General features: G+C 52.9%; 1 rRNA gene. It reads right to left on the bottom strand.

The annotated features are described in order from the left end of the window. Nucleotides 1-255 (bottom strand): 23S ribosomal RNA (locus AACW87_RS15965); the annotation flags it as partial.

The raw sequence follows: 255 nt of genomic DNA on the forward strand, positions 1-255 counted from the left end.
CAATTAACCTTCCGGCACCGGGCAGGTGTCACACCCTATACGTCCACTTTCGTGTTTGCAGAGTGCTGTGTTTTTGATAAACAGTCCCAGCCATCTGGTCACTGCGACTCCCAACTGCTCCATCCGCGAGGGACTTCACTGTCAAGAGCGAACCTTCTCCCGAAGTTACGGTTCTATTTTGCCTAGTTCCTTCACCCGAGTTCTCTCAAGCGCCTTGGTATTCTCTACCCGACCACCTGTGTCGGTTTGGGGTAC

Origin of the sequence: Aeromonas sp. MR7, assembly GCF_963899385.1 — a bacterium.
Lineage (GTDB): Bacteria > Pseudomonadota > Gammaproteobacteria > Enterobacterales > Aeromonadaceae > Aeromonas > Aeromonas bestiarum.